We start from the raw sequence: 18,974 nt of genomic DNA, 5'->3' as shown, positions 1-18,974 counted from the left end.
CGCGATCTCCGTTCTAGCTGCACTCCCGCACGGCTCGATGCAGGGTCTCGGACGGCAGCTCGCCGAACGCTGCCCGGTAGCTCGCCGCGAACTCGCTCAAATGCCAGAAGCCATGGGCGATGGCGCAGGCTTTCACGCTGCGCCGTTCCGGGCCGGTGCGCAGTTGCCGGCGCACCGACCAGAGACGCAGGACCCGGCTATAGCGATTCGGGCTCATGCCGCAGATGGCCTGCGTCGCACTCTGCAGGGTCCGCACCGACACGCCCACCCGCTCGGCCATTTCGGTCGTCTTGAGCCAGACCGTCAGATCGTGCCGGATCAATCTTTCCATGTCCGCGACGATCCGCAGATAGCTCTCCGTCGTGGCGTGCACAGACCTGCTGTCCACGCTGCACTGGATGGCGCCGTCGATCGCGCCGAGCAGGGATTGTTCGACAACCGCGCGCGATGTCGGCTCGTTCAGAAAGTCCGGATCATTGGCGGCGGTTTCGAGCGTTGCGGAGATAAGGCCCCGCAGGGAGGCGAGCACGTCCGATGCCGGGCTCAGCAAATGATAGCCATCCAATCGAGACCAGGGTTCGCACGCGGGCGGAGTGAGATAGACGACACCGATCAGACGGCCGACCGGCTCATAGACCAGGCAATCGGATGCGCCCTTCAAAATGACGATCGAACTACCGATTAACTGCCCGTTGATGCGGGTCGAGGTCACATGATCCATCGGCACCACCACGGCGGCGGCATGCGCCAGCTGATAACCGCGAATGATCCGCGGGAAGGTCCTCACCAGCGACACGCTCAGGGTCGGCAGACTGAGCCGCGCGCGCATGATCGCAGTCGACCCGGCAGACAACGGCATGCTGGACGCACCGGCATATCTCTCACTGTCGCCGAAATGATCGATGTCGTACGACTGGAGCTCGAGCGCCGAGGATGGCTTGAGATCCTGGAACGACAACAAGCGCTCCGCAGCGCTTTCTTGAATTCCATCGCGAGCAATGTTGCGGTGGCTTTGATCCATGTCCTGCCGCTTACTTCCCCTTCTTCGCCGCCACGACGACTTTGGCGGCACTCAGATCGTCCGGTCCGTTGATGCCGGCGCGCTTCAGATCGCGAAGCAGCTTCGTCAGCAGCAGCATGTTGCTCTTCTGTAGCTCGTGGTTGTTGCCAAACTTGAATGCGTTCTGCTCGGTCACGATCAGGCCGGCCTTGGTCTCAGCGAGAATCTTCCGCCTCTTCAATCCCGCCACGCGACGGCGAACCGTCTCCAGCGGCAGCCCGAGGAAGCGAGAGAGTGCCGCGCGGGACACGCCCTGCTTGATCGTATCCGGCTCGACCGTGTGAATGCTGGAAAACCTCTCGTCCAGCGACGCATCGTTCATCACATTGATGACGTTCGCATTGAGAATCGCGTGAACGATCAGAAGGTCCATCGGATCGAATTCGTCGTAATTCCGGAACATCTCGCTGATCGAAAATAGCATATAGGCCAGCGTATGTCGCGAGACCGTCCGGATAATATCAGAAGCATTGCGCATGAATCAGAAGCCAACATTCATCTTGTAAACGAAGGCAGCAGCGAAGGTCTCATCCGCCATACCCAAAATGAGTATGCGACGACTTGTCAGCCGTACTCAATCTCTCATTGAGATCGGGGGGCAGGCGCGTCGGGACGCGAAAGCTGTGATTCCGGGTGTTAGTCTTCAAAGAAGCCGGGGTGTTTCGCGACAAAAGCCTGCAGCTCGCGCGATACACGATCGAGATGGTTCGCCATTTCGATTTTTGCCTGATCAGGCTGATGCGCCGCAATCGCTCGAAATATCGCTTCGTGCTCGCGGAAGGTTCCCTCCGGGCGTCCCGGCTCCGGCAGAAGCGTCCGGCGAACTCGTTCAAGATGCGTTCGGATCGGATCGAGAACCTCGCCAACCCGCCCCAGACGCAGGCCCTCCGTCATCTGGCGATGAAATCGGGTGTCGAGTTCGTGGAAACCCTGGAGGTCACCGCTGGTGATGGCGGCCATCTGATAGGCGAGGTTCTGGCCGAGCGCGGCAATCGCATCGTCCGGCATGTCGGCCGCGCAGACCCCGACAACCTCTACCTCCAGCGCACGCCTCATCAACATCCATTGCCTGACATCCTCGAGGTGGATCTTCGCCACGTAAGAGCCGCGCTGCGGCTCAACCACGACGAGCCCCTCGAAAGCCAGCCGATTGATCGCGGTCGTTATGGAGAGTCGAGACACTTCGAAAATTGCACACCACTCGTTCTTGTCGATCGGAGCGTCCGGCGCGAGCGCACCCGAGACGATGGCACGCTTGAGCGCCAAATAGGCCTGGTCGACTTTCGACCTGCCCGCCCGACGTGCGGCGGCCGTTCCTCCGCTGAATCCGCCGACTGAATGCATGCTGTTGTCCCTGTGGCTGACGTTCACATTTCCAGCGGCGCGGGAGCCAATTGTGGACACCAAGAGGCTTGACGAGCGGCAACTGATATAACTAGCATATCAGAAAAATAACCAACGAATACCTGCCGCTCGACGTCTCCAAAGACTTTGAGCGCGCCGGGAGGAGAGCAACCCGATGCAGACACGCTTCGGCGCCCTCGGAGGAGAGGATGATCGCGCCGCGGACCGCTCCCCGCGTATGGTCGAGCTTGGCCGGGCCAGCGCGCCGACCGGGCAGATTGTGCTTTCTGCGCAGCGCGTCTCCAAATCTTTTGCCGGCGTAAAGGCGCTCGATAGCATCGACTTCGATCTGCGCTGCGGCGAGGTGCACGCACTGATGGGCGAGAACGGCGCCGGCAAAAGCACCTTGATGAAAATCCTTGCGGGCGTGCATACGAGTTATCAAGGGACGATTCAGGTCGGCGGCCGGGCCGCCGTCTTTGCCGGTGTGCGCGATGCTGAAGAGGCCGGCGTCGCGATCATCCACCAGGAGCTCAATCTCGTCCCCGAGCTGAGCCTCGCCGATAACATCTTTCTCGGTCGCGAGCCGCTGACCGGCGGCGTATTGATCAACCGCCGCCGCATGGTCAAGGCGGCGGAGCGCCTGCTGCACCGCCTCGGCGTCTGGATCGCTCCCGAAAGTCGAATCGCCGATTTGCGCGTGGGCGAGCAGCAATTGGTGGAAATCGCCAAGGCGCTATCGCTCGACGCCCGCATCCTCATCATGGACGAGCCGACCTCTGCATTGTCGTCGTCGGAATGCGAGACCCTGTTCAAGATCGTGCGACAACTCGCGAGCGAAGGCGTCGCGATCATCTACACCTCGCATCGGATCGAGGAGGTGCTCGATCTCGCCGACCGGGTGACGGTGCTGCGCGACGGCAGGCACGTTGTCACGGCTCCGATCGGTGACTTGTCGCGGGGCGCGATCATCTCGGCGATGGTCGGCCGCGACATGGTCACGAGCGATCGCGGTGCCGCCGCGCAAGGCGGCGCGAACGTCCTTTCGGTGGATGACCTGACGCTGGACACGCTCGGTCCGCACGGCTGGCGCCGGATGTTGCACGGCGTCAGCTTTCAGCTCGGGCGCGGCGAGATCCTGGGCATCGGCGGCCTGCTCGGTTCCGGCAGGACGGAGATCCTGGAGTCGATCTTTGGTGTCGCGAACGGTTGGCGGGGCGGCGCCATCGCGATCGATGGCACGACCGTCGATATCAACTCGCCGGCGGATGCCTACCGCCTCGGTGTCGCGCTCGTGAGCGAGGATCGCAAAGAGCGCGGCCTGCACCTTGCCGCCTCGATCTGCGACAATATCGCCCTGCCCTCGATCGGCGCGCTGTCGCGCTTCGGCCTGCGCGCCGTCGCGCATGAACGCGCGCTGGCAGCCGACATGGTCGGCCGGCTCTCGGTCCGCTGCACCGGCATCGACCAGACGGCGGCAGCGCTCTCCGGCGGCAATCAGCAGAAGGTCGTGATCGGCAAGTGGCTCGCCACCGAACCCCGGATTCTCCTGCTCGACGAGCCGACCCGCGGCATCGATATCGGCGCCAAGCAGGACATCTACCGGCTGATCTTTGATCTCGCCGCGCAAGGTCTCGGCATCGTCGTGGTCACCTCCGAGATGCCGGAGCTTCTTCTGTTATCCGACCGCATCCTGGTGATGTGTGAGGGACGGCAGACCGGAATCCTGCGGCGCGAAAGCGCGACGCAAGAGACGGTGATGCGTCTTGCAGCGCCGGGCATGGCAGCGTGGTCGCAGGAAACATTGTCATGAAGGCGTTTCTTCGGCTCTTGTCCCGGACCAAGCTTTACTGGGGGTTGCTGCTCATCTGCCTGGTCGGAGCCCTCACCTCGCCGCATACGTCATCCGGCAACAATATCTTCCTGTCCTATGGCAACCTGACCGATGTCCTGCGGCAGGTCTCGATTACGGGCCTGGTCGCCACCGGCATGACGATGGTCATTCTGCTCGGCGGCATCGATTTGTCGGTCGGCTCGGTCATGGGCTTTGCGACGGTGATCTGCGCGATGCTGCTCACCAAGCCCGGCTGGACCGCGGCCGCTGTGATGGGCGTTCCGGCGGCGACGCTCGTCAGCGGTGTTGCCGTTGCCCTTGCTGCGCGCTTCATCTTTGCCGGTCTCGCCCGTGGCCGTGATGTCAGCGCGGGGCGACGCCGCGAGATCGCGCTATCGTCATGGCGCAGCACGGGGCTTCCAGGATTGCTCGGCCTTGTCGTCGCGATCGCGGTGGCATGGTGGACGGGCAACCAGGTCGCGACCAAATTCGGTGTTCTCGGCGTTCTCCTCGTCGCGCCCTGCCTCGCCTTGATGCTCGGGGCGATCAACGGCGTCCTGATCGTGACCGGGCGCTTGCAGCCCTTCATTGCAACGCTGGCGATGATGGTCAGCGCACTCGGCATCGCCCGTCTCACCGCCGGCCAGGACAATGCCGTCGTGCCGGTCTACACCGGCACCAACGCCACCGAGGCGTTCGAGCTGCTCCGCTCGATGCTGTGGGGCGTGCTGCCGGTGCCGAGTGTATTCTTCCTCGCGGCGATCATCCTGTTCGGCGCCATCCTGCGCTTCACGACCTTTGGACGCTACGCCTATGCGATCGGCGGCAATATCGAGGCCGCCAAGCTTTCAGGCATCAAGGTCGCCCAGGTCCAGCTCGCGGCCTATCTGCTGTCCGGACTCCTGGCGGGAATTGCAGGCGTCCTGTTCGTCGCGCAGTACCGGCAAGGCAAGCCTGATGCCGGCGCCGGGCTCGAACTCGACGCCATCGCCGCGGTCGTGATCGGCGGCACGAGCCTGATGGGCGGCCGAGGCGGTCTCGCCGGCACTTTCGTCGGCGTCCTGATCTTCGGTTTGCTGTCGGACATCCTGCAGCTTCAGAACATCGACTCCAACGTCCAGTTGCTGATGAAGGGGTTGATCATCGTCTGCACCGTGCTGGTGCAGGAGCAGAATCTCGGCCAGCTCATTGCGCGATGGCGGTTCAGCCGATCGCCGGACGCCAGCGCCGATCCGAAACCAGCCGAGTCCTATCGGCTGCCAAGCGCCGCCAAGGCGCAATTTGCAAGGGAGGATGTCGATGAAGCGTCGTGAATTCCTAAAACTGTCGACCAGCATAGCCGGCGCCGCGATGACGATCTACGTGCCGGCCGGCTGGAGTCCCGCCAGGGCCGCCGCGAAGTGGAAGGTCGGCTTCAGCCAATGCACCACGCTCGAGCCGTGGCGCGTTCAGTTCAACAAGGACATCCAGGCCGAGGCCAAGAAACAGCCCGATGTCGAGCTCGTCATCACCGACGGGCAAGACAAGACCGAGAAGCAGGTCGCCGATTGCGAGAACCTCATTGTCCAGCAGGTCAACGTTCTCTTGATCTCACCCAAGGAATCGGCGGGCCTGACCGGCGTCGTCGAGAAGGCGATCGACGCCAAGATCCCAGTCATCGTGCTGGATCGCAACGTCGACACCAAGCGGATCACGCAGTTCATCGGCGGCGACAACGTCGCGATCGGCAAGGCAGCGGGCGAATATGCCGTGAAGCTGCTCGGCGGTCCCGGCAAGGCGGCCGGCAACGTCGTCGAAATCTGGGGCGGCATGGGCACGCAGCCGGCCCACGACCGGCACGACGGCTTCCATGCTTTCACCGACAAGGAGCCAGGCATCAAGAACCTGCTCAACAATCAGTCGGGCGACTGGAAGCAGGACAAAGCCTACAACATCATGACGACCGCGCTGCGCAACAATGAGAAGATCGACCTGGTCTATGGCCATAACGATCCGATGGCCTACGGCGCCTATCTCGCGGCCAAGGACGCCGGCCGCGACAAGGATATCAAGTTCATCCTTGGCATCGATGGCCTGCCGGATGAAGGCGTGACCTGGGTCAGCAAGGGGCAGCTCACGGCGACATTCCTCTATGCGACGCCCGGAGCCGAAGGGCTACGGCAAGCTGTCAAACTCTTGAAGGGCGAGAAGCTGGAGCCGGTCATCACCTTGCCCACGATGCTGATTACGAAGGACAACGCATCGGAGATCCTGAAGAAGAACGGGCTGCTTTGAGCTCCGTATCTTCAGGCCGACGCAGGAGCTGACAGAGTCTGGTTCGACATGGTCGAACCAGACTCTGTCATTCGTTGGGTCGTCCTCCTGCTTGCGGGATGGCGCTTGATCGAGTGCCAATGCTAATCGAGGTTTGACATGAGCGATCCGATCTTCGGCAGAAGCGATGGCGTGTGGCTCAATGAACCGGAACGGTGGACCGCGCGCGACGACGGTCTCGAGATGGTCACTGATCGAGCCACCGATTTCTGGCGCGAAACCCATTACGGCTTCAGCCGGGACAGCGGGCATTTCCTGGGCTTCCGCACCGCCGAGGCATTCACCGCCGAATTGCGCGTCCAAGGCGATTTTCGGGCGCTCTACGACCAGGCGGGCATCATGGTCCGCATCGACGCGCAACATTGGGTCAAGGCCGGAATCGAATTCTCCGACGGCCGCGCCATGCTTGGCAGCGTTCTGACCGACGGACGATCCGACTGGGCGACAGCCCCTATGAGCACGACGCCGGCGACTTCTGGATGCGCGCGACCGTGACCAATGGCGTCCTTCGCTTGCAGGTTTCGGCCGATGGCAAGCTCTGGCCGCTTGTGCGATTGGCGCCATTCGCCAGGGCAGACTCCTACCTCGTGGGGCCGATGGCCTGCACGCCCGAGCGGGCCGGATTGAAGGTCGCTTTTTCGGCGTTTCGCCTGATACCCCCGCTCGGCAAGGATCTGCATGATCTCGGCTGAGGGGCGCGCGTCAGCCTCTATCGCAGGCGCATCCCGGCCGCTGGTCGCTTAGGTATCTTGGGCGCGACAGCCAGTCGTTAAGCGATTGATCCTTTGGAGGTCGAAACCGCTTTCGGACCATGCTAAGGGCTGCGCCAACGCCTTGCCTCCCTTTTGCCTCACCTTGCCCTGCCCGGTTCCGCCGGGACCATGGACCCCGAGATGACCGTGACTGCCACCTCAAATGCTGCCGGCTCCGCCGCCTGGGCGGATACGCTGCTGTTATCGTTTGCGCAGGCCGGCTACGTCAGGGCCGAGCCCGCCATCCTGCAGCCGGCCGAGCCATTCCTCGACCTCTCCGGCGAGGACATCCGCAAAAGCCTCTATCTGACGACGGACCTGTCCGGCGACGAGCTCTGTCTGCGCCCCGACCTGACGATCCCCGTGGCGCGCGACTACCTCGCCTCCAGCCGCGCCGGCCAGCCGGCCGGGTTCAGCTATCTGGGTCCCGTCTTCCGCTACCGCAGTGGACAGGCCAGTGAATTCCTCCAGGCCGGGATCGAGTCGTTCGGCCGCCAGGATCGTGCTGCCGCGGATGCCGAGACGCTGGCGCTGGCGCTGGAGGCGACCGCCGCTTTCGGCGTGCGCGACGTCGAGATCCGCACCGGCGACGTGGCGCTGTTCAACGCATTGCTCGACGCGCTCGACCTTTATCCGGTCTGGCGCCGCCGCCTGGTCAAGGACTTCCATCGCAAGATCAGCCTGGAGCAGGATCTGGAAGGGCTGGCCCGCACGACCGCAACGACGCGCAGCGAATATGAGGGCGTCCTGGCCGCGCTGGCGGGCTCCGATCGCAAGGCGGCGCTGGCCTTCGTCACCGATCTGATGTCGATCGCCGGCACCACTAATGTCGGTGGCCGCACCACGGCCGAGATCGCCGACCGCTTCCTCGAGCAATCGACGCTGAAAGGCGGCGCGCTGCCGCGCGAGGCGATCATCGTGCTGAAGCGCTTCCTGTCGATCTCAGGCAATCCGGACGATGCCATTGCCGCGCTACGCGCGCTGACCGCTGACGCCAAGCTCGACCTTGCCGGCGCAATCGACCAGTTCGAGAGCCGGATCGGCTTCATGGCGGCGCGCGGCATCGACGTGAAGGTCACGCGCTTCTCGACCGCGTTCGGGCGCGGCCTCGATTACTACACCGGCTTCGAATTCGAGCTGCATCACAAAGGCAACGGCACCGAGCCGCTGGTTGCCGGTGGCCGCTATGATGGACTGATGACCCAGCTCGGATCGCCGGCGCCGATTCCGGCCGTCGGCTTCTCGGTCTGGGTGGACGCGCTGACCAGCATCGGCCGCAAGGTGGGAGCTTAAGTCATGAGCGCGCCATTCGTTCTGGCCGTTCCCTCCAAGGGCCGCCTCCAGGAGAACACCGAGGCCTTCTTCGCCCGTGCCGGGCTGAAACTGTCCAAGGCCGGCGGCGCCCGCGACTATCGCGGCACGCTTGCAGGGCTGGACAATGTCGAGGTCGCCTATCTCTCGGCGAGCGAGATCGCATCGCAGCTCGCCCGCGGCGTCGCGCATCTCGGCGTCACCGGCGAAGACCTGGTGCGCGAGAATATCGCCGAGGCCGACAAGCACGTATCGCTGATCGACGGGCTCGGCTTCGGCTATGCCGATGTCGTGGTCGCGGTGCCGCAGGCCTGGATCGATGTCCGCACCATGGCGGATCTCGACGACGTCACCACCGGCTTCCGCGAGCAGCATCACATGCGGATGCGGGTTGCGACCAAGTTCGTCAACCTCACCCGCAGCTTCTTCCAGAGCCACGGCATCACCGATTACCGCATCGTCGAGAGCACAGGCGCGACGGAGGGCGCGCCGGCGGCCGGCAGCGCCGAGCTGATCGTCGACATCACCACGACAGGTGCGACGCTCGCCGCCAATGGCTTGCGGGTGCTCGACGACGGCGTGATCCTGCGCAGCCAGGCCAATCTGGTCGCCTCAAAGCAGGCCGACTGGTCGCCGCAGGCCCGCGAGACCGCCCGAATCATCCTCGACCACATCGCCGCCCGGGCCCGGGCCAACAAATACCGCGAGGTCCGGACCCGCTTCCGGCAATGCGACGCCACCCTGCTCACCGAGGCCCACACCCGGTTCGGGGTCGAGGCTCCGTTTGGCGGACCGACCTCGTCGGGCATGCTCACGCTGCACTGCCCGCCCGGACAGCTCTATGCGCTCGCGAGCTTCCTGCGCGAACACGGCGCCGAGACCGTCTCCGTGGTCTCGCTCGATTACGTGTTCGACCGGGAGAACCCGCTGTTTGCAAAGCTCGAAGCGTTCCTGCGGCAGTGAGCCTCAGGTCCGTTCAGCGTAGCGACAGCAAGCAGCAGCTACCATATGCTGTTGAGATGATTTCGACGCCTCTGGAACCTTGATCGATGACGCTGGGCTCTGACGTTTCCGGCCTGACCACCACCGCGGCGAGTGCCGCCGCGAAGGGGCTGTCGATTGTCGTCCCGGTCTATAACGAGGCCGCGGGCCTTGCCGCGCTGCACCAGCGCATCTGCGATCTCGCCAAGACCTTGCGGCAGCGCTATCGCTTGCCTTGCGAGGTCGTCTATGTCGACGACGGCAGCGCGGACGCGACGCTGTCGATCGCACGCAGCCTGCCGGCCGATGCGGTCGACGTCCAGGTGGTCTCGCTGTCGCGCAATTTCGGCAAGGAGGCCGCGCTGATGGCCGGCCTCGACCATGCCCGGCTCGGCGCCGTGATGTTCATGGACGGCGACGGCCAGCATCCGCCGACGCTGGTCGAGCAGCTGGTGCGGCACTGGATCGAGGACGGCTACGACGTCGTCTATACCGCCAAGGCGCATCGCGACAACGAGCCCTTCCTGCGCCGGCTGGCCGTGCACGGCTTCTACGCGCTGATCAATTGGGGCGCCCGCCAGAAGATCCCGGAAGACGCCGGCGACTTCCGCCTGCTGTCGCCGCGCGCGGTCGCGGCGCTGCGGCAGCTGCCGGAGCGCAACCGCTTCTTCAAGGGTCTGGCGAGCTGGATCGGCTTCCGCCAGATCCGCGTCGACTACGAACCCGCGCCGCGCACCCACGGCGTGACGACGTTCAGCGCCGCGCGTCTGCTTGGTCTGTCGATCGAAGGGGTGACCTCGTTCTCGGTGGCGCCGCTGCGCTTTGCGAGCCTGCTCGGTGTGATCCTCGCCGGCGGCGCCTTCCTGTTCGGCCTGTCGATCCTGTGGGAGGTCTGGACCACCGGCAAGCAGGTGCCCGGCTATCCCTCGCTCGTGATCGGCCTGATGACGATCGGCGGCGTGCAGCTCATCATGATCGGCATCGTCGGCGAATATATCGGCAAGATCCTCTCGGAGCTGAAGGCGCGTCCGATCTACTTCGTCGCCGAGCACAGCGAAAAGCATTTCGAGACCGGCAAGGCCGACGACGCGTCGAAGAGGACGGCGGCCGAATGAGCGCGGCGGCAACGCCGCGGCGGATCTGGCTCTGCGCCGACGATTACGGCATCAGCCCGGGCGTCAATCGCGCCATCCGCGAGCTGATCGCGCGCGGCCGCCTCAACGCGACCTCGGTGATGATGGTGGGCCCCGCGATCGAGCGTGGCGAGATCGATACGCTCCAGGCCGCAGCGAAGACCAGCCCGCGCTGCGCGATCGGATTGCATGTGACGCTGTCGGCGCCGTTCCGTCCCCTGACGATGCATTTCCGGCCGCTCGACGGCGACATATTCATGGCCTTTCCAAAACTGCTGCGCGCCGGATTTCTGCGGCGGCTCGACCGCGAATTCTTTCGCAACGAGGTGAGAGCGCAGCTCGCCGCTTTCGCGGAAGCCTTCGGCCGCGCGCCCGATTTCGTCGACGGCCATCAGCATGTGCAGCTGTTTCCGCAAGTGCGCGACGGCTTCGTCGATGCCGTCAGCGAGGCGGCGCCCGGCGCGTGGGTGCGCCAGTGCGGACGCGACCTGCCGCTGGCGCAACGGGTCGCGTCGCCGAAAGCGATGGTGCTCGACGTCCTCAGCGCGCAATTCCGCCGTCGCGCGGCGCGCGCCGGTCTCGCCTTTAATCCCGCCTTTGCCGGCGCCTATGATTTCACGCGCGCGGCCGATTTCGGCGATCTGATGCGGCAGTTCCTGGAAGGCCTCCCCGAGGAGGGCCTGGTGATGTGCCATCCCGGCTTCGTCGACGAGGTCCTCACCGGCCTCGACCCGATGACGGATGTCAGGGAACGCGAGCATGCCTATCTCGCGAGCGACGCCTTTGCCCAGCTTCTCGCAGCCAGCCATGTGACATTGGGATGAAACCGGCGAAATCGAGCCCGCGGGCAGTCTGTCGCATACCGAAATTTAATCCGGCCAGCACTGTTGGGACCACAACGGAACCCTACATCCCGCTTGCGCTTGTTTCGCGCGAGGGAGACAGATCATGACGCCGCAGGAACGCCAGCTCGTCGACGAGCTTTTCGACCGGCTCTCAAAACTGGAAAATGCACCGCGCGATCCCGACGCGATCGCCGCGATTTCGGACGGCCTACGCAAGGCGCCGGGCGCAGTCTATGCGCTGGTGCAGACCACGCTGTTGCAGGACGAAGCGCTGAAGCGCGCGCATAACCGGATCCAGGAGCTGGAAGCGGCCCACGCGCCGGAGCAGCCCCAGTCCGGCGGCTTCCTCGACACCATGCGAGACACGCTGTTCGGCTCGAGCCCGTCGCGCGGCTCGGTTCCGAACGTGCCGCCGCGCGAGCAGCGGCCGGTCTGGAACAGCGGCCAGGCGATGCAGCAGGCCCAGCCGGGCTACGGCCAGCCGCCCTATGGTCAGGCTTACGGACAGGGTCAGGGTGGCTACGGCGCACCCCCGGTCGGCGGTGGCGGCGGTTCGTTCCTGGGCACGGCGGCCGCGGCCGCAGCCGGCATGGTCGGCGGCTCGCTGCTGCTCTCCAGCATCCGCGGCATGATGGGCGGCGGATCGCATCAGGCTTTTGGCGACACCAATATCATCGAGGAACGCGGCGGGGGTGGCAGCCCCTGGAGCGGCGACCAGTCCGGCAGCTCGCTCGCGCGCGATGCCGGCCTCAACGACATCGGGGCGAGCCGGGATCTGCGCCAGGATTCTCAGCAGGGCTTCTTCGACCAGGCCTCGAACGATCGCGACGGCGACGATCAGGACGACGATAACAACGACAACGGCAATATGGACGTAGCCGACGACAGCGACTTCGGCGGCGGAGACGACGGCGGCAGCGATTACGCGTGAGGCTGCTCTGAGCCGCCAAACAACAACGGCCGCCGATGAGGCGGCCGTTTCCATTCGAAACATCAGGTGATCACATCACCACGACCTTGGTGCCGACATTGACACGACCGTAGAGGTCGATGACGTCCTCGTTGCGCATGCGGATGCAGCCGGAGGAGACATTGGTGCCGATGGTCCAGGGCTCGTTGGAGCCGTGAATGCGGTAGAGCGTGGAGCCCAGATACATCGCGCGCGCGCCCAGCGGGTTTTCCGGGCCGCCTTCCATGTGCCGCGGCAGATCGGGACGGCGGGCGATCATTTCCGCCGGCGGCGTCCAATCCGGCCATTCGCGCTTGGCCGTGATCGACTTCACGCCGCTCCAGGTGAAACCCTCGCGTCCGACGCCGATGCCGTAGCGCATCGCCCGGCCGTTGCCCTCGACGAGATAGAGAAACTTGTTGTTGGAATCGACCACGATCGTGCCGGCACTTTCCTTGCCGCTGTAGTCAACAAGTTGTTTCTCGAATTTCGGATCGAACGGACGCTGCCGCGGATCGATGGCCTCCTGCTGGAGACCCGCGCCCTGCTGATATCCACCCTGCATCTGCGGCTCGCCCATCGGCGGCAGGCGGCGTGGATCGTTGTAAGCGGGCTGCTGCTGATAGATCGGCTGCTGCGGCGCATAGGCCGAACCGCGGCCGGGTCCATCGCCGAACAGGAACTCGATGAAGCCACCGCCCATATTTGCGTTGGAGGCGATGCGCACCGGCGCCGGCGGCACCTGCGGCTGGTAAAGCACCGCGGGCGGATCGTTCGGCACCGTATTGTCGAAGGCGCTCGCGCGATCGGCGCCGGCAATGAAGGCGCAAGCGCTGCCGAGCAGCGCGACAGACATTTTCTTGAACATCGACGTACTCTGTACTGTTTCGTCTCGTTGCGTTCGCCGCCGAACGCGGCTTGCTGTCCGCGTCCTCGACGTGGTCAATAAAGAGCAAACTCCGTTTCGTTTGGTAAACGGAAGCCGCGTTTGGATTCACCACGTCGCGAGCGGCGGGGCAATTTGGCGATCAGCGTTTATTTTCGATGAAGGGCGCAGCCTCATGGTTAATCGCGTGTTTGCATGCCGTCGCGCGCGGCCGCACAACGGTTCCTGCCGTGAACCTCGTGTTAAATCGGTTCTGCCTACAAAGACGCGTGAGTGAGGTGGGGGGAGTTCCTGATGGCTGTTCACCGCAAGCGTTTTCGTGTCGAGGATATCGCCGGTGGCGAGATGCCAATTCTTGACGTAGCAGAAGAGGCAGGCCCGATGCATACCGAGATTATGGCGGAGCTGCGCGCGATCCGCGCACAGATGGCAAAGGGCACTGTGCCCATGTCCGGCAGCGCAGCCATGGCGGCGATCGACGCCTCCACCAACCAGGAGCTTTCCGACGCCCGCACGATGCTCGAGACCTATCGGGCGCAGATCGAGCAATGCGAGAAGCTGAAGGTCGAGCTCGACCTCATTCATGACGCCATCGACCGCACCAAGCGCGAGATCGCGACGCTGCACGGCAAGAGCTTTGACGGCGGCGAAATGGCCAAGGTCAATGGCGAGCTCGGCGCGGTGGTCGGAGGCACCGAACAGGCGACCCAGCAGATCCTCGAAGCCGCGGAATCGATCGACCAGGCGGCCAGCGCGATGTCCAAGGTGCAATCGGCCGACCAGCAGAAGCGGCTCGCCGACGACATCCAGGAACGCGTGATCTCGATCTTCGAAGCCTGCAACTTCCAGGACCTGACCGGCCAGCGCATCAGCAAGGTGATGGGCACGATGAAGTTCATCGAGCAGCACATCAATGCGATGATGGAAATCTGGGGCGGCGTCGACGCCATCAAGGCCCACGTGCCGGCGCAGGTCGATACCCGCAGCGAGGACGACAAGCTGCTCAACGGCCCGAAGCTCGCCGGCGACGTCGGCCACGCCTCGCAGGACGACATCGACGCGCTGTTCGATTAAGCGAACGCGATCGAGAGGAAAACAAAACGCCGGCGCGAGCCGGCGTTTTTTGTTTGCCGTCGTTGCGAGACTGCCTTCCCTTCTCCCCTTGTGGGAGAAGGTGGCGCGAAGCGCCGGATGAGGGTTTGCCTCGGCGAATTCAATGAGCGTTGGACTCGCGGAAAGAACCCTCACCCGGCTTCGCTTGCAGCGAAGCCACCCTCTCCCACAAGGGCGAGGGTGCAGTATGCGTCTTGGCTAACTCTACTACGCCCTCGGCGCGCAGCGGACGTAGACCATGTTGCCGTAGCGGGTGGCGGCGTCCTTGTCGACGAAGCGGGTGATCATGACCCGGCCGTCGAAGGAGACGATCTCGCGGTCCTGCTCGCCCGGCGTCGGGCCGGAGGGGCCGATATAATTCTTGCCGCTCGGCGAGCCCTTCAGCCGCAGTTCCTGCGGCGTGGCCTGGTCGGCGAGATGCATGATCACGCCGCCGGAGGAACCGGCGCCGATCACGTAGGGATTTTTGCACTGGGCCCGCGCGGCCGCCTCGGTGCGAGCGCGGTCGGCCGGGTTCTGGAACGAGGCAAGGCCCCAGCGGCCAACGATCTCGTCGGCGCGGATCGAGGCCGGCATTTCCGGCCCGGCGCCCGGCTCGGCCTCGGACGCCGGCTGGGAGGAGGAGAAGGACGGCAGGCTCGTGCCGCCGCCGCAGGCGCCGAGCAGCAGCGCCAGGCAAGAGGCCGCCGCCAGATTGGCAATCGTGCGCGCGTGAGCTGAACTGATCATGGCATTCCCCCAAACAAGTCCATGGCCGCACCCTCCCGCAGCCAAGCGTAAAACCGCTGCCAGAGCAATGACGTCCTAATATACGCCCGCACCGGAATCCAGCTTCCGTAGACACCATGCTATATCCGCCTCACCAATCGCTTAACCACCTTTGCTTGACAGGATCGCGGCCAAGCCATATTTCCGGGCGCACTATTAGCACTCGGAAAGACCGATTGCTAAGCGTACCGTTCGATCCTCGGGCAGAGGGTGGACGGGAGCGCCGCCCTCACCCACTTCCGCTGCTTTCGGAAAACCCAGCCTCCAAAGGGAAACGTCATGGCTAAGTCCAAATTTCGTCCGCTGCATGACCGTGTCGTGGTCAAACGTATCGATGCCGAGGAAAAGACCAAGGGCGGCATCATCATCCCCGACACCGCCAAGGAAAAGCCGTCCCAGGGCGAAGTCGTCGCCGTCGGCCCCGGCGGCCGCGACGAGGCTGGCAAGCTGATCCCGATCGACCTGAAGGTCGGCGACCGCGTGCTGTTCGGCAAGTGGTCGGGCACCGAGGTCAAGATCGACAACGATGAGCTCCTGATCATGAAGGAGTCGGACATCATGGGTGTGATGGCCTAAGGCCGAACGCCTGAACAGCCGCTGAATACCATGCCCGGGTCGTCAGGTCCGGGCATCCATCATTCCACGGCACACCACCAAACAAGACACATCACGACATAACAGGGGTTGCAGACCATGGCTGCCAAGGACGTCAAGTTTTCCGGAGACGCACGCGATCGCATGCTGCGCGGCGTCGACATTCTCGCCAACGCCGTCAAGGTGACGCTCGGCCCCAAGGGCCGCAACGTCGTCATCGAGAAGTCGTTCGGCGCGCCTCGCATCACCAAGGACGGCGTCACCGTCGCCAAGGAGATCGAGCTCGAGGACAAGTTCGAGAACATGGGCGCCCAGATGGTGCGTGAGGTCGCCTCCAAGACCAACGACCTCGCCGGCGACGGCACCACCACCGCGACCGTGCTGGCCCAAGCCATCGTGCGCGAAGGCGCCAAGGCGGTTGCCGCCGGCATGAACCCGATGGACCTCAAGCGGGGGATCGATATTGCCGTGACGGCCGTGGTCAAGGACATCGAGAAGCGGGCCAAGCCGGTCGCCGCCTCCTCCGAGGTCGCCCAGGTCGGCACCATCTCGGCCAATGGCGATACCGCCATCGGCAAGATGATCGCGCAGGCGATGCAGAAGGTCGGCAACGAGGGCGTCATCACCGTCGAGGAAAACAAGTCGCTCGACACCGAAGTCGACATCGTCGAGGGCATGAAGTTCGACCGCGGCTATCTCAGCCCCTATTTCGTGACCAACCCCGAGAAGATGACCGCCGAGCTCGAGGATGCTTACATCCTCCTGCACGAGAAGAAGCTCTCCGGCCTGCAGGCCATGCTGCCGGTGCTGGAAGCCGTGGTGCAGTCGGGCAAGCCGCTCGTCATCATCGCCGAGGACGTCGAGGGCGAGGCGCTGGCGACCCTGGTCGTCAACCGCCTGCGTGGCGGCCTCAAGGTCGCCGCCGTCAAGGCGCCGGGGTTCGGTGATCGCCGCAAGGCCATGCTGGAAGACCTCGCGATCCTGACCGGCGGTCAGCTGATCTCCGAAGATCTCGGCATGAAGCTCGAGAACGTCACGGTGAAGATGCTCGGTCGTGCCGGCAAGGTCGTGATCGACAAGGAGAACACCACGATCGTCAAGGGCGCCGGCAAGAAGCCGGAGATCGAGGCCCGCGTCGGTCAGATCAAGGCCCAGATCGAGGAGACTACCTCGGACTACGACCGTGAGAAACTCCAGGAGCGTCTCGCCAAGCTCGCCGGCGGCGTCGCGGTGATCCGCGTCGGCGGTGCCACCGAGATCGAGGTCAAGGAGAAGAAGGACCGCGTCGAGGACGCGCTCAACGCCACCCGCGCCGCGGTGCAGGAAGGCATCGTCCCCGGCGGCGGCGTGACGCTGCTGCGCGCCAAGAAGGCTGTGGGACGTCTCACCAACGCCAATGCCGACGTGCAGGCCGGCATCAACATCGTGCTGAAGGCGCTTGAAGCTCCGATCCGCCAGATCTCGGAGAATGCCGGCGTGGAAGGCTCCATCGTGGTCGGCAAGATCCTCGAGAACAAGTCCGAGACCTTCGGCTTCGACGCCCAGACCGAGGACTATGTCGACATGATCGAGAAGGGCATCATCGATCCCGCCAAGGTGGTGCGCACCGCGCTGCAGGACGCCGCCTCCGTGGCGGGCCTGCTGGTGACCACCGAGGCGATGGTCGCCGAGGCGCCGAAGAAGGAAACCCGCCCGCAGCCGGCCGGCGGCGGCATGGGCGGCTTCTGAGCCGATCCTCACCCGATCGCGTTGCGAAGGCCGCCTCCGGGCGGCCTTCTTTTTTGCCGATCATGCTGCACGCTTTCCGATTCAACCGGCGGCCAAAACCCACTACGGTGGCGCCCGATTCCATTCCTTCGAGGATCTCGTCAATGCGCGCGCTTCTGGTTTGTTCGACCGCCCTTTTGGCGGCCTTGCTCTCCGTCTCTCCCGAGGTCGCCTCAGCCCAGATGAAGCTGTCGCCGAAGGCCGCGGCGCCCGGCGGCGTGGAGACGCGCTATTTCACCTCGATCGACGGTCTGATGGACGGCAATGCCGACGTGATCCTGAAGGAGACGCGGCAGGGCAAGACGGTCACCGCAGCCGTGCTCGACGTCTGCTACCCCGTCGCCAGGAACTCCGACCGCAAGGACCGCTTCGTCGTCAATCTCCAGATCGCGGGCCAGACGCTGACCGGCACGACCTCGAGCCTCGGCGAGAAGGCGCCGGTCACGGTCAAGCTCACGCGCAAGCCGACCGGCGACACCTTCGAGTTCCGCGGCCAGATCGGCATCGGCCAGGTCGTGACCGAAGTGACCTCGCCCGACAATGCCGATCTCAGTGAGAAGGAATTTCTGGACAACCAGACCACCGACGACGGCATCACGCCCCAGCCGAAGGACTTCACCGAAGTCTCGCCGGAGGCGATCGCGGTCAAGGTCAAGCTGGACAACGCGACCGATTTCCTGAAGAGCCTCAGGGGTCAGGACGTCGAGGTGACGCTGGCAAGTCTCACCGTCGGCTGCGATGCGCTGCGCGCCGGCGAGCAGACCATCAACATGTCGGTCGACCCGGAGCGCTCCGCCGCGCTGCTCGCGAAATTCAAGGCTATGCCGGGCGTCACCGCCGCCGGCTGGACCGCAGGGCTGGCGGAGATGGACCGCACCATCCGCATCCCCGCCGCCGACTGGCGCGATGGCGACAAGATCAACCGCGACAAGCTCGCCAGCGCAATTGCCGGCGTGCTGAGCAAGACGCTCGCGGCCAAGCCGGCGTCGCAGAGCTTCAACGCCGCCACCGGCAAGCTCAAGCTCGTCTTCAAGCGGCCGAACCAGGATTTCCCGGCGCTCGAGCTCACCGACACGATCGAGGTCTCGGGCCTCGTCTCCGCCGACAAGCCGGGGCCGACCGACAAACTGATGGTCTGGATCGGCAGCCCCTCGACCACGACCGCAGACGAGAGCAGCGGCGCGAAGCTCAACGTGTCAGACGAGGCGGCGGCCGATGAGGAAGGCGACCAGCCCGACGACAACGGCTCGATCGAGGCGCTCGCCAAGGAGCTGAAGGGCCAGCGTTGGGACGCCGACAAGTCGGTGTGGAAGTAAGGCGCACA

Annotated in this window: 17 protein-coding genes and 1 pseudogene; 13 read left to right on the top strand and 5 right to left on the bottom strand. The window is 64.5% G+C overall.

Features of this window, described 5'->3' with window-relative positions; genetic code table 11:
- Nucleotides 1–13 precede the first annotated feature (13 nt).
- From ACTGJ9_RS10195 to ACTGJ9_RS10185, 3 genes are all read right to left on the bottom strand, one after another.
- The gene (locus ACTGJ9_RS10195; RefSeq protein WP_456676954.1) at nucleotides 14–859 is read right to left on the bottom strand and encodes a helix-turn-helix domain-containing protein; all 846 of its coding nucleotides are present in this window, start codon (nucleotides 857–859) and stop codon (nucleotides 14–16) included.
- Nucleotides 860–1,031: 172 nt separating this feature from the next.
- Nucleotides 1,032–1,538, bottom strand: coding sequence for a hypothetical protein (locus ACTGJ9_RS10190; protein ID WP_456676953.1), 507 nt, complete (start codon nucleotides 1,536–1,538; stop codon nucleotides 1,032–1,034).
- Nucleotides 1,539–1,696: 158 nt separating this feature from the next.
- A complete protein-coding gene (locus ACTGJ9_RS10185) occupies nucleotides 1,697–2,404 on the bottom strand; it encodes a GntR family transcriptional regulator (protein WP_456676952.1) in 708 nt (235 codons plus the stop codon).
- 238 nt (nucleotides 2,405–2,642) lie between these two features.
- Between ACTGJ9_RS10185 and ACTGJ9_RS10180 the strand changes: the two genes are divergently transcribed.
- The 9 genes and pseudogenes from ACTGJ9_RS10180 (at nucleotide 2,643) to ACTGJ9_RS10140 (ending at nucleotide 12,504) form a co-directional block, all read left to right on the top strand.
- Nucleotides 2,643–4,217, top strand: coding sequence for a sugar ABC transporter ATP-binding protein (locus ACTGJ9_RS10180; protein ID WP_456678491.1), 1,575 nt, complete (start codon nucleotides 2,643–2,645; stop codon nucleotides 4,215–4,217).
- Nucleotides 4,214–5,551, top strand: a complete 1,338-nt coding sequence (locus ACTGJ9_RS10175) for an ABC transporter permease (RefSeq protein WP_456676951.1) — start codon at nucleotides 4,214–4,216, stop codon at nucleotides 5,549–5,551. Before ACTGJ9_RS10180 ends, ACTGJ9_RS10175 begins: the two co-directional genes overlap by 4 nt.
- Before the next feature lie 37 nt (nucleotides 5,552–5,588).
- Entirely contained in the window at nucleotides 5,589–6,512 is a 924-nt protein-coding gene (locus tag ACTGJ9_RS10170; protein WP_456678490.1) for a substrate-binding domain-containing protein, read from the top strand.
- 138 nt (nucleotides 6,513–6,650) lie between these two features.
- Nucleotides 6,651–7,243: pseudogene (locus ACTGJ9_RS10165) on the top strand (DUF1349 domain-containing protein).
- A gap of 201 nt (nucleotides 7,244–7,444) precedes the next feature.
- On the top strand, nucleotides 7,445–8,596 hold the full coding sequence (locus ACTGJ9_RS10160) for an ATP phosphoribosyltransferase regulatory subunit (RefSeq protein ID WP_456676950.1): 1,152 nt from the start codon (nucleotides 7,445–7,447) through the stop codon (nucleotides 8,594–8,596).
- 3 nt (nucleotides 8,597–8,599) lie between these two features.
- Nucleotides 8,600–9,577, top strand: a complete 978-nt coding sequence (hisG, locus tag ACTGJ9_RS10155; protein ID WP_456676949.1) for an ATP phosphoribosyltransferase — start codon at nucleotides 8,600–8,602, stop codon at nucleotides 9,575–9,577.
- 86 nt (nucleotides 9,578–9,663) lie between these two features.
- Nucleotides 9,664–10,710 (top strand): glycosyltransferase family 2 protein, encoded by a 1,047-nt coding sequence (locus ACTGJ9_RS10150; RefSeq protein WP_456676948.1) that lies wholly within the window; start codon nucleotides 9,664–9,666, stop codon nucleotides 10,708–10,710.
- Nucleotides 10,707–11,552, top strand: a complete 846-nt coding sequence (locus tag ACTGJ9_RS10145) for a ChbG/HpnK family deacetylase (RefSeq protein WP_456676947.1) — start codon at nucleotides 10,707–10,709, stop codon at nucleotides 11,550–11,552. Before ACTGJ9_RS10150 ends, ACTGJ9_RS10145 begins: the two co-directional genes overlap by 4 nt.
- Nucleotides 11,553–11,676: 124 nt before the next feature.
- Nucleotides 11,677–12,504 carry a DUF2076 domain-containing protein gene (locus ACTGJ9_RS10140; protein WP_456676946.1) on the top strand — a complete coding sequence of 276 codons (828 nt, stop codon included), beginning with the start codon at nucleotides 11,677–11,679 and terminating at the stop codon, nucleotides 12,502–12,504.
- Nucleotides 12,505–12,574: 70 nt separating this feature from the next.
- Here ACTGJ9_RS10140 and ACTGJ9_RS10135 read toward each other — a convergent pair whose 3' ends face one another.
- Entirely contained in the window at nucleotides 12,575–13,390 is an 816-nt protein-coding gene (locus tag ACTGJ9_RS10135) for a L,D-transpeptidase (RefSeq protein WP_456676945.1), read from the bottom strand.
- A gap of 312 nt (nucleotides 13,391–13,702) precedes the next feature.
- On the opposite strand from ACTGJ9_RS10135, the gene ACTGJ9_RS10130 reads away from it, so the two are divergent.
- Nucleotides 13,703–14,482 (top strand): protein phosphatase CheZ, encoded by a 780-nt coding sequence (locus ACTGJ9_RS10130; protein WP_456676944.1) that lies wholly within the window; start codon nucleotides 13,703–13,705, stop codon nucleotides 14,480–14,482.
- 246 nt (nucleotides 14,483–14,728) lie between these two features.
- Here the strand turns inward: ACTGJ9_RS10130 and ACTGJ9_RS10125 are convergent, their stop codons facing one another.
- Nucleotides 14,729–15,250, bottom strand: a complete 522-nt coding sequence (locus ACTGJ9_RS10125; RefSeq protein ID WP_456676943.1) for a hypothetical protein — start codon at nucleotides 15,248–15,250, stop codon at nucleotides 14,729–14,731.
- 318 nt (nucleotides 15,251–15,568) lie between these two features.
- Here ACTGJ9_RS10125 and ACTGJ9_RS10120 point away from each other — a divergent pair, with 318 nt between their 5' ends.
- From ACTGJ9_RS10120 to ACTGJ9_RS10110, 3 genes are all read left to right on the top strand, one after another.
- On the top strand, nucleotides 15,569–15,865 hold the full coding sequence (locus ACTGJ9_RS10120) for a co-chaperone GroES (protein WP_200296220.1): 297 nt from the start codon (nucleotides 15,569–15,571) through the stop codon (nucleotides 15,863–15,865).
- A 117-nt stretch (nucleotides 15,866–15,982) separates the two neighbouring features.
- Entirely contained in the window at nucleotides 15,983–17,611 is a 1,629-nt protein-coding gene (gene groL, locus ACTGJ9_RS10115; protein WP_456676942.1) for a chaperonin GroEL, read from the top strand.
- A gap of 143 nt (nucleotides 17,612–17,754) precedes the next feature.
- Nucleotides 17,755–18,966 (top strand): hypothetical protein, encoded by a 1,212-nt coding sequence (locus ACTGJ9_RS10110; RefSeq protein WP_456676941.1) that lies wholly within the window; start codon nucleotides 17,755–17,757, stop codon nucleotides 18,964–18,966.
- Nucleotides 18,967–18,974: the final 8 nt, after the last annotated feature.

Source organism: Bradyrhizobium sp. RDM12 (assembly GCF_051917485.1).
Lineage (GTDB): Bacteria > Pseudomonadota > Alphaproteobacteria > Rhizobiales > Xanthobacteraceae > Bradyrhizobium.
This window is presented reverse-complemented; position numbering and strand designations above follow the sequence as displayed.

Excerpts from the sequence above, each read along its gene's own strand:
- ACTGJ9_RS10195 (WP_456676954.1), bottom strand. The coding sequence starts at position 859 with ATGCCGTTGTCTGCCGGGTCGACTGCGATCATGCGCGCGCGGCTCAGT.
- ACTGJ9_RS10110 (WP_456676941.1), top strand. The coding sequence starts at position 17,755 with ATGCGCGCGCTTCTGGTTTGTTCGACCGCCCTTTTGGCGGCCTTGCTC.
- ACTGJ9_RS10150 (WP_456676948.1), top strand. The coding sequence starts at position 9,664 with ATGACGCTGGGCTCTGACGTTTCCGGCCTGACCACCACCGCGGCGAGT.
- ACTGJ9_RS10145 (WP_456676947.1), top strand. The coding sequence starts at position 10,707 with ATGAGCGCGGCGGCAACGCCGCGGCGGATCTGGCTCTGCGCCGACGAT.
- ACTGJ9_RS10185 (WP_456676952.1), bottom strand. The coding sequence starts at position 2,404 with ATGCATTCAGTCGGCGGATTCAGCGGAGGAACGGCCGCCGCACGTCGG.
- ACTGJ9_RS10175 (WP_456676951.1), top strand. The coding sequence starts at position 4,214 with ATGAAGGCGTTTCTTCGGCTCTTGTCCCGGACCAAGCTTTACTGGGGG.
- ACTGJ9_RS10160 (WP_456676950.1), top strand. The coding sequence starts at position 7,445 with ATGACCGTGACTGCCACCTCAAATGCTGCCGGCTCCGCCGCCTGGGCG.
- groL (WP_456676942.1), top strand. The coding sequence starts at position 15,983 with ATGGCTGCCAAGGACGTCAAGTTTTCCGGAGACGCACGCGATCGCATG.
- ACTGJ9_RS10170 (WP_456678490.1), top strand. The coding sequence starts at position 5,589 with ATGACGATCTACGTGCCGGCCGGCTGGAGTCCCGCCAGGGCCGCCGCG.
- ACTGJ9_RS10180 (WP_456678491.1), top strand. The coding sequence starts at position 2,643 with ATGGTCGAGCTTGGCCGGGCCAGCGCGCCGACCGGGCAGATTGTGCTT.
- ACTGJ9_RS10140 (WP_456676946.1), top strand. The coding sequence starts at position 11,677 with ATGACGCCGCAGGAACGCCAGCTCGTCGACGAGCTTTTCGACCGGCTC.
- ACTGJ9_RS10125 (WP_456676943.1), bottom strand. The coding sequence starts at position 15,250 with ATGATCAGTTCAGCTCACGCGCGCACGATTGCCAATCTGGCGGCGGCC.
- ACTGJ9_RS10135 (WP_456676945.1), bottom strand. The coding sequence starts at position 13,390 with ATGTTCAAGAAAATGTCTGTCGCGCTGCTCGGCAGCGCTTGCGCCTTC.
- ACTGJ9_RS10190 (WP_456676953.1), bottom strand. The coding sequence starts at position 1,538 with ATGCGCAATGCTTCTGATATTATCCGGACGGTCTCGCGACATACGCTG.
- ACTGJ9_RS10130 (WP_456676944.1), top strand. The coding sequence starts at position 13,703 with ATGGCTGTTCACCGCAAGCGTTTTCGTGTCGAGGATATCGCCGGTGGC.
- ACTGJ9_RS10120 (WP_200296220.1), top strand. The coding sequence starts at position 15,569 with ATGGCTAAGTCCAAATTTCGTCCGCTGCATGACCGTGTCGTGGTCAAA.
- hisG (WP_456676949.1), top strand. The coding sequence starts at position 8,600 with ATGAGCGCGCCATTCGTTCTGGCCGTTCCCTCCAAGGGCCGCCTCCAG.